The organism is Niallia sp. 01092 (genome assembly GCF_052318935.1).
Lineage (GTDB): Bacteria > Bacillota > Bacilli > Bacillales > Cytobacillaceae > Niallia.
Genome location: NZ_JBQRKO010000004.1, coordinates 21,882 through 35,306 on the forward strand (window position 1 = coordinate 21,882; position 13,425 = coordinate 35,306).

The following is a 13,425-nucleotide window of genomic DNA, read 5'->3' on the forward strand; positions in this document are numbered from 1 at the left end:
CAACTGTAATTTTTCAATAAAATATATTCAATTAACAAGTTCTAAAAACGACCGTTTATGGAACGTAAGCGGTAAATAGTCCCCACCTGTATTCTGGCGGGGAATTGGCGTATTATTTAGATAACTTGTTAAATACGATGCAAGTGACAGGAAGAGTCGTTGACCAAGGAAGTAATTGATCAATGGCATTTTCATCTGTCCTATCCAAATTGGGAAGCTGCTCTAATAGATAACGAAGATAGTAATAGGGATTTAATCCATTAGCCTTTGCTGTTTCCACGATACTATAAAGAATTGCGCTAGCTTGCGCACCTCTTGGTGTATTACTAAATAACCAATTTTTCCTTCCTATTACAACGGGTTTGATGGAAAGTTCACCACTCTTTCAAACTAAACCTCCTCAAACTTTTATTTGAAGAGATTATCTCATAATCTATTGTTGATTAATATGTGGGAGAAATTTGACGCTTACATTTATATTCCACATGTATAGGTACAACAGGGTAAATAGTTTTCTTAATGATGTTCTTTTTTTCTAATTTTTTTAAACAACAAGTTAATGTCTTCGCACTTATACCGTCAAGACATTTTAATAATTCATTGAATCTCATGCATCCATTACTTAAACATAAAATAATCTTGTAATTCCATTTTCCTCCAATTGCTTCTAATACACTGTTAATTGGGCACTTATTTTCTACACTTAGTAAATCAAAGCTTTTTTTTCTCTTCGCCCATAAAATCCCTCCTATTGTAACAAAACAATTAAAAAAATCCTAAAATTATATTCTTGAATTTATCTTGGAGAATTTTTCATAAAAGTTACTAGTCTTTACATCTTTAAACAAAAAAAGGAGAGCTTAAATAGAGTATTCGTTTTTTATTAATGAATACTCTATTGATTAGCATTCAATTACGGCAGCTTTTTTAAAAACTCCGTAATATTTCATACATAAGATAATTTTGTCTAATGTTAAATAATCAGCACTTCATGTAAAAGTATAATATATAGATGACCAGGAAGCGATTAATTGCCATATTTCGGGGCGTCACTGTGACCTAGAGTTAAAAAATGGTACTGTCAATATTTTTGTGTAAATGACTTTTCAACCTGTTTAGATAGAATGTCACCTTTGGTATAATAATAACTGTGCTCGAAGGATTGATTTTATTTATTGGTAGGGCTAGCCCTGCCAATAAACAAAATTTAAGATTCGAGTTCTTCAAACATCGTTACTAATGCTGCATGTGCCTTGTTAAACATATACAAATATTGAAAAGGACTGCTCATAACTGGGTAGTCTTTTATTATTTTTGAAAGGTTCTTATTCCACTAACGGGAGCTTTGATTCAAGAAGGATTCGCGGGTTTCTTCTGGAACTATCAGGGCAGGTTTGTTGAATAAGGATTTAAACTATTCTTTCAAATTAAAAATAAAAAGGTTTATTGTTCACATGTTATAGAATGAATTATTAAACCGTAATATAGAATTTAAAATTATGCACTTTTATCTCGCCTAATGTTAAAAAAAATCCAAAACTTTTTCTTTACCAATCGTTCTCGAAATGATACTATAGATTTGTAAGGTTATTAGCTAATTTTTGTCATAATGAGAATGTTCATTCTAAAAACATCACTTAGCACTATCTTAAGTTTACAGAAACATATTGAAAATTCTTTTTTAAAGGAGCTGAAGCTGTTAAAACGTATGGTTCATACACACAATCGGTAAAATTGGTAGTAACTCTTTAAGCTGATATTTACTGTTCATTCTTAAAATGATATTATTGGCGAGGAACGAGAAAATCAATATTCTTCACCTTGTTGAATGATGGATATCTTTGAAGTTATCATTAAGATTTTCTGGTTACTCTAAGATTACTCAAAGGAAATGATAGTATGGCTAGAAATAAAGAATTTGATGAAAATGAAGTATTACGAAAAGCTATGGAACTTTTTTGGATACAAGGCTATGAAAAAACCTCCATGCAAGATTTAGTGAAGTATATGGGTATCCATCGTCGTAGCTTATATGATACGTTTGGCGACAAACATACTTTGTTTATAAAAGCGTTGGATCATTATAATGAAATAATAAGAACTAGAATAGAGAATGAAGTAAACCAGCTGGAATCGGTAAAGGATGCTATCAGGCAATTATTTGAAATGGTAATTGTCAGGGATAAACAACAACTTATTGGATGTTTGACGGTAAATACGGCAGTTGAGTTGTCTTTACATGATGATCAAGCAGCAGAAAAGGTTGTGGAGAGTTTTTCTAAGACCGAATTACTGCTAAACAATCTAGTGTTGAGTGGTCAAAAATCTGGAGAAATATCTAGACATCATGATGCAAAAAAAATATCGGAATTTCTTCATAATTCCTTAGTAGGACTACGTGTTATGACCAAAACTACCGATGATATAGAAAAATTAAATAATATTATTGATATAACACTCTCTGTATTAGATTAATTTTTTTACCCTTTTAAGAACGTTCATTCCCGAAAAAGTTAGTAATCAATCTAGCTGAACTTCACTTGTCAGCTATCAAGCAAAGCTTGCCTTGATATTTATTCAAAAATTCAATAAAACAGAAAAAAACTAAATGATAATTCAAATTACTTTAATTTAAGGAGAGATAATATGAAATACACAGTTATTACAGGAGCAAGCTCAGGTATAGGATATGAGACAGCATTAGCATTTGCTGCTCGGGGGAAAAACTTAATTATAGTTGCTAGAAGATTAGATAAATTAGAGGAACTAAAATCCACAATTCATAATATAAATCCTGAATTAGATGTTATTATTTGCTCAATTGACTTATCTGTAACAGATCAGGCATATAACCTGTACAACAAATTAAAAGGGTATGAAATTGAGACTTGGATTAATAATGCTGGTCTTGGTGAATCCGCATTTGTAGCAGATCAAAATTTAAGCAAAGTTGAAACACTGTTACGGGTTAACATAGAATCTTTGACAATCCTTTCTACATTATTTGTTCGAGATTATGCAGAGAAAGAGGGAACTCAGTTAATTAACGTATCATCGGCACTCGGATATGCAATTGCTGTTGGGACTATAACTTATTCTGCATCTAAATATTATGTTAGTGCCTTCACTGAAGGTCTTGCAAAAGAACTAGAATTGAAAGGTGCAAAATTAAAAGCAAAAGTTATAGCACCAGCTATGACGGAAACAGAATTTGCTAAAAATGCAACTAATTTGGATAATTTCAATTACAAAGAAAATTTGCCTATGTACCACACAGCTAAGCAAGTAGCTGGATTTATGATGGAAATATATGATAGTAATGCGGTCGTAGGTATTGTAGACCAAAATTATGAATTTAAAATAAGAAATCAAATTTATCCAATAATTGGAGGTTAAGTTTTTAATAACCTTTAGATTCTAATATTTGGAAGGGTGTCTGACTGTTAACTTAGCCGTTGTTGCCCAAATAATCACAAATATATTTCAGCAGTACAGATAATCTTTTAGTTTAATCTACTAATAACAAGGACAGTATAAACTTGAAATCTCGAATGAACATAACCTTGGGTTTGCTCCCTTTATCTTCAAAACATCCTTGTAGGTTTGAGGGTCTTAGTAAAGACTCCTTATAACTACAAAAATAGAAAGGGTTATAATCTGACCCTTTAAATGCTGTGTTAGCTTTCTTTCCACATGAATTTTTAGAATGTTCATTCTAAAAAAGGTATGTCATTCAGCTAATTTATATTAAAAAATTTAGAACTCAATGTTCGAAGGAGAAGCAACTTAAATGACAACATTTACCATACCATCTCAATCAGAATTTATTGAAGTTGAAGGTACTAGTTATGCTTATAGAAGGTTTGGTGAAAAAACGGGAGTACCTGTCGTATTTCTAGTTCACTTTAGAGGAACGATGGAAAATTGGGATCCTAATATGGTTGGTCCAATAGCGAAGGAACGTCCAGTTATCCTATTTGATAACAAAGGGGTTGGTGAGACGAATGGGCAAACACCTGCTACGATAGCTGAGATGGCACAAGATGCAGGGAAATTTATTAAAGCACTTGGTTTAAATCAAGTCGATATTCTCGGTTTTTCAATTGGTGGAATGGTTGCACAAGAATTGGCATTACAAGAAGGGAATTTAATTAGACGAATCATCATGGCAGGTACTGGACCAGAATCTGGAATTAATCCTGATATGGAAATATTTGAAAGGATGAATCGACACGGTGGGAATGCAGAGAATGCTTTAGATGACTTCATGTTTTTCTTCTACCGTTCAACTGAAACAAGTAAATCTGCTGGAATGGCATCTTTACAAAGAATTATCAATCAGAAAAAGGTTGAAAGTTCTGACCAAGTACAACATGCCCAATTAAAGGCTTTGGCAAAGTGGTCTCAACCAAAATCCAATAATGATTACAATTGGTTACAGAACATTAAACACCCTGTGCTTGTGACAAATGGTGATAACGATGTTATGGTTCCAACCAAAAATAGTTATATTTTAGCTGAGCGCTTACCAAAAGCACAACTCATTATATATCCTGATTCTGGTCACGGACACCTATTCCAATTTCCAGAACTATTTGCTGAGAACGTCAATTCGTTCCTGAATTCAACATCTCTATAAAAAATTGATAACGATTAAAAAGGAGGAAGTTATATGAGCAAGTTATTTGAATCAGTCAAAATTGGAAACATAGAGCTAAAAAACCGTTTAGGTATGGCACCAATGACAAGGAGTAGAGCACTGCCAGATGGCACACCTAGTGATTTGGCAGCAGAGTATTACGGCCAACGTGCATCTGTTGGTTTAATAATAAGTGAAGGCACTCAACCCTCAGATGATGGTCAGGGGTATTCTAATACACCTGGTATTTATACAGAATCACACATTGAGGGGTGGAAAAAGGTTACATCAAAAGTGCATAACGAAGGAGGAAGAATCTTTGTTCAACTTATGCATGTAGGCCGTGTATCACATCCTGACAATACGCCTCATCACCGTCAAGCTGTTGCGCCTTCTGCTATTGCGCCTAATACAGAAATATTTACAGCACAAGGGATGAAGGAGATTCCTACACCTAGAGCGTTGAGTGAAGGAGAAATAAAGGACGTTATAAATGAGTTTCGCTTAGCAGCACGAGCAGCGGTAGAAGCTGGTGCAGATGGGGTTGAAATCCACGGAGCAAATGGTTACATTATTCAACAGTTCTTAAGTGAAAATGCTAATCAACGTCAGGATGCGTACGGTGGAACGATTGAAAATCGCTCGCGATTTGCCATTGAAGTAGCAAAAGCAGTTGTTGATGAGATTGGTCCAGAACGAACAGGCATACGCTTCTCTCCTCAAGGAACACTAAATGGAATAGAAGAGGGAGAATCAAGTAGTGAAATGTACCGCTATTTAATCAGCGAGTTAGATAAGCTCAACCTTGCATATCTACACATCATGCACTTCGGAAACGAATCATTATTACAAGATATCCGTCAACTTTGGTCACAAGCACTTCTTATTAACCGAGCAGGACGTACTTTAGACCAACTTACTGTAGACTTGGATAATGAACTTGCGGACGTTATAACTGTAGGGACTTGGATGATAGCCAACCCAGATTTTGTCGAGCGATTGAAATTGGATGCCCCACTAAATACTCCGGATAGAAATACGATTTATGCAGGAGGAGCGGAAGGGTATACAGACTATCCGTTCTTAAAAGAATAAAACAGGCAAGGTTTAACAGTTAACGGAATCGACAAAACATTTTAGGTTAATAATGGTGCTTTAGGATACACAGACTAGACTATCAATGAATGAAATAAACGAATGATAAAAAACCATCAATGTAAGAATTGGTGGTTTTTTAGAAGGAGATTAAGAATATGAAAGCTGCTCAAATACAAAAATACTCGAAAAACATTGAAGCGCAGATTGTTGATATCCCTATACCAAGTATTAAAGATAATGAAGTACTGGTAAAGGTAAAAGTTGCTGCAATAAATCCACTTGAAATATTAAATATTACAGGAAGTGTAAAATTAATACAAGACTATGATATGCCTCTTGTATTAGGAAATGAACTAACAGGGATTGTCGAAAAAGTGGGTAATCATGTATATGGTTTTAAGGTTGGAGATCCTATTTATACAAGACTCCCTATTGAAAAAATTGGGGCATTTGCAGAATATGTTGCAGTTGATGCTAAATCCATATGGCATTTGCCGAAAAATTTAGATTTCGTTACTGGAGCTGGTGCACCTTTAACTGGTTTGACGGCATATCAAGGCTTAATAGAAGAGTTAGAAGCAAAAAAGGGACAAACAGTGTTTATTCCAGGAGGATCAGGAAGTTTTGGCCAAATGGCTGTTCCTATAGCTAAAGCAATGGGATTAAAGGTTATTGTTTCTGGTAGTCCTTCCGCTAAAGAGAGAACGTTGAATGCTGGTGCAGATCAATATATTGATTATACAAAGGAAAATTATTGGGAAATACTAGACGAAGTTGATTTTGTAATCGATACTCTAGGTGCTGATGAATTCGAACGGGAGTTATCCATTATAAAACCAGGCGGTCGGTTACTAAGTCTTCGTACTGCACCAAATAAACAGTTTGCAATAGATCAAGGTCTTCCTAAATGGAAGCAAATTATTTTTGGAATAGTTGGCTCGAAATTTGATAAGAAAGCAAAGAAAAAAGGCGTTCAATATCGCTTCATTTTCGTAAGAGCTGATGGAAAACAATTAGAAAAAATTACAAAAATCATTGAAGAAAACAATATTGTTCCAGCTATTGACCCTACCAACTTTACAATTTATGACATTAATGATGCATTAAATTTAGTAGTAAAAGGAAAGACAAAAGGAAAAGTAGTTATTAAATTTTAAAGGAAAGTAGGAGTGGAAGTAGCAATGTCAATTCATTATTCTTACATTGACGCACCTAACTTATTCATTCAGCATCAGAATGGTAAACGGTATGCTTATAGAGAATTGGGAGAAAAAAAAAGGAATCCCTATTATTTTATTGACACATCTTTCAGCTAATCTTGATAATTGGGATCCTAGGATTATCGATGGTCTTGCTAAAAGCCATTGGGTCATCGCATTTGATAACATAGGGGTAGGACTATCCAATGGTAAAGTACCAAATAACATCCCTCAAATGGCAAATGATGCAATCACATTTATTAAACTATTAGGATTTTTAAAGATTGATTTGATAGCTTTGTCAATGGGAGGAATGATTGCTCAAGAATTAATCTTAAAGGAACCAAGCTTAGTTAGAAAGCTGGTATTAGTTGGTACGGGACCTCGAGGAGGAAAAGGTATTTCCAATGTCATGCATATTACTAATCTTGATCTTGTCCGTGCAACTTTGACTTTCAAAGACGTCAAGACCTATCTTTTTTTTCCAAACACAGAGAATGGTAAGAAAAAGGCTAAAGAATTTCTAATTCAAATAAAAAAAAGGAAAAAACATCGAGATAAAACAATCAGTTTAAGAGCGTATAGAATGCAATTAGATGCAATCATTAAATGGGGAAAAGAGAAGCCTTCGGATCTATCCAAAATCGTTCAGCCAACACTAATAATAAACGGAAATCATGATCGCATGGTTCCAATAGAAAATTCATATGACTTGGCAAATAGAATCCCTGATAGTAAGTTGAAAATATTTGACCATGCAGGACATGGGTCCTTATTTCAATATCCAAAAGAGTTTGTCGAAATTGTAATAACATTCTTAAGTTGATAAAGTTTTATTATTTGGATTAGTTGGTGCTCGTGTGGATTTCTTAGTACGAAAATATTATAAAGGAATATCATTTTTTATTTGTGTAAAGTATTGGCAGCCAATTACAAAAAATCACAACACTTATTGAAAAAGAAAATATTAAGTCTTTTATAGACTCAATATATAAATTTACTGATATTAACGAAGCGTTAAAAAAGTATCTTCAGGACACTCACAAGGTAAAGTTATATTAGCTTTCGAATCTAGAATTTAAGTGAGCGGAAAAACTCTTTTTTACACATTAATATGCTTTCCTTACAAAGCAGTTGCCAATAAGGTAACTGTCTTTGTATGTGACAAACGCTTCAGCATTCCTTTAATAAAAGAACTACTACAAAAAGGTACTAATTTGTGAAAAAATGCACTTAAAGTAAAGGGGGCGTTTGTTGAATAAGATTGTTGATTTGAAATAAAGTTTAACCGTTTGTAAAAAAGTTTGATTAAAATACAATCTTTTTTTTATGAGGATATTGATAAATCAAGGTTTCTATAACATTTTTGATCAAACTTTATTTTAAAATGCGTGTTCTAAAATATAGCTAACCTAAAGTTTTGATCAATCTTTTTTTCAAAAACTAATATTATGAAGGTTAATAAATCAACGTTTATAGATTATTTTTGATCAATCTTATTTATAAAGCTACAATTTTTTAGATTTGAAATAAAGTTGAACCGTTTATAAAAAAGTTAAACCGTTTCACCCCTTTGGATATGATTGTCTAAAGGGGTGTTTTTATGTCCAAAAGAACGAGAAAATCTAAAGTTGATAAATGGATTAAAGAGGGACGAGGGGCTGGGATAAGCTCGGATTATAAACCTGTAAATGTTTGATCAAAAATCCTGTATTGCAGGATTTTTTTTATTCAGCAAACGGGCCATTTTCTGGAATAACACATTTAAAGAAAATCGGTATATTGTGAGGGTTTTTACTATAGCTAAGAGATTATTAAATTCGATAAGGTTATTAATTTAAACCTCTCGAAACTTGAAGTAAAAGCATTATTTTCTTGTAGGTAGAAGGGTGTTTTGGTAAAATTTACATGAGTAACATTACAATGTGTACTGGCGATTAAACGTGGATAACCACGAGGGAACACATTGGTATATAAGCCGTTCGCCTGGGCAAAGTGTTTGAATGAATCAAACGCTTTTTTTATTTATATGGAAGGGTGAATGTGTAGATGGAAGAAGTAACAATACGGTATGGCATTAATCCTCATCAAGGAAATGCCAAGGTTAAATCCTTTGAAAAATTACCTTTTAAAATTCTTAATGGAGAGCCAAGCTATATCAACTTACTTGATGCTTTTAACTCTTATCAACTTGTAAGAGAACTTAAGTTAGCAATAGGAGAACCAGCAGCTGCTTCTTTTAAACACGTAAGTCCTTCGGGGGCAGCAGTGTATAATCCATTAAGTAATGAACTGGCTAGGTCTTATTTTGTAGATGATTTGGAATTATCTCCACTTGCTATTGCTTATGCCAGGGCAAGAGGAACAGATCGAATGTCTTCATTTGGTGATTGTGCTGCTCTGAGTGATAACGTGGATCTTTCTGTTTCAAAAATTTTAAAAAGAGAAGTCTCTGATATGGTTGTAGCACCAGGATATGATGAGGATGCCTTGGAAATGCTAAAGTCCAAGAAAAATGGAAAGTATCTAATTATTGAGATTGATCCGGATTATGAGCCTGAGCCATTAGAGGAAAGAACTTTATTTGGGGTTAACCTTGTTCAGGAAAGAAACAATGTGCTAATAACTGAAAAGATATTAAACAATATAGTGACTGAAAACAAATTTTTGCCCAATTCAGCAAAGAGGGATCTATTAGTTTCTGCAATAACACTAAAGTATACGCACTCCAATTCTGTATGTTTTGCAAAAGATGGACAGACGATTGGGGTAGGAGCAGGACAACAATCTCGCATTCATTGTACGAGACTAGCTGCAACAAAAGCAGAAAACTGGTACTTAAGGCAGCACCCAATAGCTCTGACGATGAAATTCCGTGACAGTATTTCACGTACTGTACAAAATAATGCAATCGATATGTGGCTTACGGATGATCTCACAATGCCAGAAAGGAAAGCTTGGGAAGAGTGTTTTGAGGAAATTCCACATAGGCTTACTCGAGATGAAAAACGAGAATACCTAAATGGACTTAAAAATGTATCTTTTTCTTCTGATGCGTTTTTACCTTTCAGAGATAATATTGATTGTGCTGTACAAGTAGGCGTCAAATATATCTCACAAACTGGCGGATCATTCCGTGATAAGGAAGTAATTGATGCGGCAAACGAATATGGTATAGTAATGGCCTTCTCAGGAGTCCGTTTATTCCATCATTAAATGATTTTAATCTTTCAACAATGGGGCGCTTTAATGGAGGAAGGATCACAGAAATGATCAAACTTTTTTATAAAAACTAAACTTAAATCTACTGGATAAGAATCCATTTTGATCAATCTTTTTTCAAAATGGATTTTTTTATTTTTCCGCAAGATATGGGTTTGTCGAACATTTTTGATCAAACTTTATTCCAAACGACAAATTTTGTTAATTTAAAATAAAGTCTGATAATTTGTAAAAAAGTTCGATAATTTATAATAAAGTTTGGTTAAAATTCCTGTATTGATATGCAGGAATTTTTTTTCAGTAAACGGGCCAGATTGTAGCATAACGAATGAAGAATATTTTGCTAAAGTAGGAAGGGATTGTGAAGGAGTGTTATTAACCTTTAGGGTAGCTCAATAAAAAAACTAATTAGGTAAAATGAAATTGTAACTTGGTGTATAGTAAAAAGAAAAATTTCCCTTTATATCTAAGGGGTGGGAGGATGCTATGGAAAAGCTAGAATATGAATGGGTAAAACAAACACGTCAGATTTTATTAGACCAGTGTAGAGAATTGAATGAAGATGACTTTACTAAAGAGTTTGAATTTGGTTTTCTGAGTATTAGAGATTCTTTAGTTCTTGTGGCAGGTTGCTATCATGCTTGGCTAGGCTCTTTTGTACTTTCAGAAACATCATCACCATTATTTACGAAGGAAGTAATTAATAATATGAAGATAGATGATATTCAACGCTATTTTCAACAAGCTGATGTATATGTAGAGAGTGTACTTGAACAATTCAAAAACAAATTTGATGAGTTTATCGAAAAAGAGCCTTCTTGGAAAGCAGGCAGTGGGTTTGTAAGAAAAACGCCACATCAATTACTAATCCATTCAATTACTCATGAATCGCATCATAAAGGGCAAATTGTAGCAATGCTACGTCTACTTGGCTATATACCTAAAAATACAGACATATTGGGGTTGCCTGAAAAGGAATTCGCTAAATAAAAATAAGGAAGTCTTCCGCAGATATTGTTTAAGATCAAAGGTAGAAAATGATCAAACTTTATTTTAAAGCTACAAAAGATTGTCATTAAACAGTAAATGGATAAAAAAGTTCTTTACTAAGACTATAAGGTAACCTCTAATGCTATTAAGTATTAGGGGTTTTTATTTTGCGTAAAAAATCATTCTCTTATTCTACTAACGCAATGTTTAATTAAAGTCTCAGTTGAAGTCTTTATTACACTAATTGTGAATTTGAGCGTTCTTCAATATGAAGGAACGCTTTTTTTTTGTGTAGCAGCTCCATAATAGTTTCAACAAAAGATGATTACTTTTCCAGCTTTTAAGAATATGGGGTAAGAGATGGAGTAAGGAGATGGATAAAAATAGAAATATAATTTACCCTTGCACGTGACGTTACGTCGTGTGATTTAATCAATTTAGGAGGTGAGTAATTGAAATAAACTTACTTCTTAGTAAGTTTATTGGCAATATTACTGGGGCCACTATAGGACATAATTTGACTGGATTGGATTACTTGTACTAAAAGGAAAGATTGTAATAATTTACTAAATTAAAGTGAAAGTATTTTGATCAACAAAATGAAATGCTGAAGATAATTTATTAATAAATTATTGTGATGATTATATTGATAAAGCTCATCAATATTTTTTTCAATAAGAGGAGGAATTAAAATGAAGAGAAGGAAGAGAATTATGATAATTATTTTATCAATTTTTGTAATATGTAGTGGAGATTTCCTTATTTTTAGGGATGATAACAAGCTTGGTCACTTTACATCTAAAAAAGGCAAGGAAGACTTTCAAATTGCCTACGATGAATCAATGGCACTTCTTCCAAAGCCTAATGATACCAAAGATATTAAAACTAAATATGGCACAGTTCGTGCTTATTACTTTACTAAAGAAGAAAACAAACATAAGGAACCAATACTCTTACTTACCTGGACGTGGTGCATCTACTCCAATGTGGGTACCAAATTTAGAAGGACTAAGAGAGGAAAGACCTGTCTATACGATAGATTTACTTGGTGAACCTGGAATGAGTGTACAAACAAAGATGATTGAAAACCAAAAGCAACAAGCAGAATGGTTAAATGAAGTGATTGAAGGATTAGGTTTAGAAAAAGTACACATCGTAGGTGTCTCAGTTGGTGGTTGGACAACAATGAATTTAGCCAGATATAATCCTGAGCATATTGCTTCGGCTAGTTTATTGGACCCTGTCTTTGTTTTTGCGCAAATGCCCGTAAAGATGATTCTAGCATCTATTCCAGCATCGGTCCCTATTGTACCTAAGTTTATAAGAGAAAAAATGTTAAGTTATGTCTCTGGAGAAGCAGAAGCAAATGACGATGAGCCTATTTCTAAATTAATCGAGTCGGGTATGAGTAATTATAAACTTAAAACACCAGCTCCTGATTTATTTACTAAAGAGGAACTAAAAAATATCAATGTTCCAGTACTTGCATTAATTGCTGAAAAAAGTACAATGCACGATGCAGCAAAAGCAGTTGAAACTGGGGAAAAATATGTTAAAGATATCGATATCGTTAACTGGAAAAATGCATCTCACGCGATCAACGGTGAATTCTCTAACGAAGTTAATGCTAGAATCTTGGATTTTGTAGAAAAACATTCTAAGGACAACTAAGTTGAAAGTAGCAAATAATTGTAATAACTACCTAGAAATATTAAATAAGAAAATAGATGGTTCTTCTAGTAGGAAGAGTCTTTTTTATCCAACAACAACTGCATTGCGTTGTTAAGTACAATAAAGTCGTTTTAAAAAAAGAGATAATATTCAATAATAATCCTCATTTACTTCATAAGAAATGGGGGTCACTTTATTCTCCACATTAATCATTTTAATTAGCTCAAAAATATGGTGAACTTTCTTGGTTCATTTTTAAGTTAAAATATAACTCATTGTGAATATGATGAAAAAGAAAGAACAAATTAATAAGGAAAGTATTTATATTTGGCAGGAGTGTAAATGAAATGAAAGAAAACAAAAGCGGAAAAAATAAAAGAGAAATAAAAAAAGAGGATCAAATGAAATATTCAGGACAGGATGAATTCAGTCTTCAAAATATTTCATACGCACCAGGTGAAAATAGCTATTTAAATGAAAATGAAAGCAACAATCCAGATATAAAAAAACAAAGAAATCATGAGTTTTCTGAGGAGCTTTCAGATGGAGGAGAAAGGAACGAAATGATAGATAAACAATCGAATAACCATTGAGCTGGATTATAAT

At 33.2% G+C, this 13,425-nt stretch carries 10 protein-coding genes, 2 pseudogenes and 1 riboswitch; of the genes and pseudogenes, 10 read left to right on the forward strand and 2 right to left on the reverse strand.

Features of this window, described 5'->3' with window-relative positions; genetic code table 11:
- Nucleotides 1–112 precede the first annotated feature (112 nt).
- Nucleotides 113–376: pseudogene (locus tag ACTXGU_RS05285) on the reverse strand (transposase domain-containing protein); the annotation flags it as partial.
- Nucleotides 377–443: 67 nt separating this feature from the next.
- Nucleotides 444–752: a winged helix-turn-helix transcriptional regulator gene (locus ACTXGU_RS05290; RefSeq protein ID WP_443480615.1), complete on the reverse strand. Its 309-nt coding sequence runs from the start codon at nucleotides 750–752 to the stop codon at nucleotides 444–446.
- A gap of 1,147 nt (nucleotides 753–1,899) precedes the next feature.
- On the opposite strand from ACTXGU_RS05290, the gene ACTXGU_RS05295 reads away from it, so the two are divergent.
- The 10 genes and pseudogenes from ACTXGU_RS05295 to ACTXGU_RS05340 all read left to right on the forward strand — a co-directional run bounded on the left by ACTXGU_RS05295 (nucleotide 1,900) and on the right by ACTXGU_RS05340 (nucleotide 13,412).
- Complete coding sequence (locus ACTXGU_RS05295) at nucleotides 1,900–2,475, forward strand: TetR/AcrR family transcriptional regulator (protein ID WP_443480456.1); 576 nt, start codon at nucleotides 1,900–1,902, stop codon at nucleotides 2,473–2,475.
- Between the two features lie 171 nt (nucleotides 2,476–2,646).
- A complete protein-coding gene (locus tag ACTXGU_RS05300; protein WP_443480457.1) occupies nucleotides 2,647–3,396 on the forward strand; it encodes an SDR family NAD(P)-dependent oxidoreductase in 750 nt (249 codons plus the stop codon).
- A gap of 394 nt (nucleotides 3,397–3,790) precedes the next feature.
- Entirely contained in the window at nucleotides 3,791–4,639 is an 849-nt protein-coding gene (locus tag ACTXGU_RS05305) for an alpha/beta fold hydrolase (protein WP_443480458.1), read from the forward strand.
- Between the two features lie 33 nt (nucleotides 4,640–4,672).
- Nucleotides 4,673–5,734: an alkene reductase gene (locus tag ACTXGU_RS05310; protein WP_443480459.1), complete on the forward strand. Its 1,062-nt coding sequence runs from the start codon at nucleotides 4,673–4,675 to the stop codon at nucleotides 5,732–5,734.
- A gap of 158 nt (nucleotides 5,735–5,892) precedes the next feature.
- Nucleotides 5,893–6,894: an NADP-dependent oxidoreductase gene (locus ACTXGU_RS05315; protein WP_443480460.1), complete on the forward strand. Its 1,002-nt coding sequence runs from the start codon at nucleotides 5,893–5,895 to the stop codon at nucleotides 6,892–6,894.
- Between the two features lie 91 nt (nucleotides 6,895–6,985).
- Nucleotides 6,986–7,762, forward strand: coding sequence for an alpha/beta fold hydrolase (locus tag ACTXGU_RS05320; protein ID WP_443480461.1), 777 nt, complete (start codon nucleotides 6,986–6,988; stop codon nucleotides 7,760–7,762).
- A gap of 1,091 nt (nucleotides 7,763–8,853) precedes the next feature.
- Nucleotides 8,854–8,935: riboswitch (ZMP/ZTP riboswitch) on the forward strand.
- A gap of 50 nt (nucleotides 8,936–8,985) precedes the next feature.
- Nucleotides 8,986–10,152 (forward strand): phosphoribosylaminoimidazolecarboxamide formyltransferase, encoded by a 1,167-nt coding sequence (locus ACTXGU_RS05325; RefSeq protein WP_443480462.1) that lies wholly within the window; start codon nucleotides 8,986–8,988, stop codon nucleotides 10,150–10,152.
- 492 nt (nucleotides 10,153–10,644) lie between these two features.
- Entirely contained in the window at nucleotides 10,645–11,148 is a 504-nt protein-coding gene (locus ACTXGU_RS05330; RefSeq protein WP_443480463.1) for a DinB family protein, read from the forward strand.
- A 761-nt stretch (nucleotides 11,149–11,909) separates the two neighbouring features.
- Nucleotides 11,910–12,819, forward strand: a pseudogene (locus ACTXGU_RS05335) (alpha/beta fold hydrolase).
- 347 nt (nucleotides 12,820–13,166) lie between these two features.
- A complete protein-coding gene (locus ACTXGU_RS05340) occupies nucleotides 13,167–13,412 on the forward strand; it encodes a hypothetical protein (protein WP_443480464.1) in 246 nt (81 codons plus the stop codon).
- The last annotated feature ends 13 nt before the right edge of the window (nucleotides 13,413–13,425 follow it).

Bases quoted from the DNA above. Each gene is read 5' to 3' on its own strand.
- ACTXGU_RS05295 (WP_443480456.1), top strand. From the start codon at position 1,900: ATGGCTAGAAATAAAGAATTTGATGAAAATGAAGTATTACGAAAAGCT.
- ACTXGU_RS05300 (WP_443480457.1), top strand. From the start codon at position 2,647: ATGAAATACACAGTTATTACAGGAGCAAGCTCAGGTATAGGATATGAG.
- ACTXGU_RS05305 (WP_443480458.1), top strand. From the start codon at position 3,791: ATGACAACATTTACCATACCATCTCAATCAGAATTTATTGAAGTTGAA.
- ACTXGU_RS05310 (WP_443480459.1), top strand. From the start codon at position 4,673: ATGAGCAAGTTATTTGAATCAGTCAAAATTGGAAACATAGAGCTAAAA.
- ACTXGU_RS05315 (WP_443480460.1), top strand. From the start codon at position 5,893: ATGAAAGCTGCTCAAATACAAAAATACTCGAAAAACATTGAAGCGCAG.
- ACTXGU_RS05320 (WP_443480461.1), top strand. From the start codon at position 6,986: ATGCTTATAGAGAATTGGGAGAAAAAAAAAGGAATCCCTATTATTTTA.
- ACTXGU_RS05325 (WP_443480462.1), top strand. From the start codon at position 8,986: ATGGAAGAAGTAACAATACGGTATGGCATTAATCCTCATCAAGGAAAT.
- ACTXGU_RS05330 (WP_443480463.1), top strand. From the start codon at position 10,645: ATGGAAAAGCTAGAATATGAATGGGTAAAACAAACACGTCAGATTTTA.
- ACTXGU_RS05340 (WP_443480464.1), top strand. From the start codon at position 13,167: ATGAAAGAAAACAAAAGCGGAAAAAATAAAAGAGAAATAAAAAAAGAG.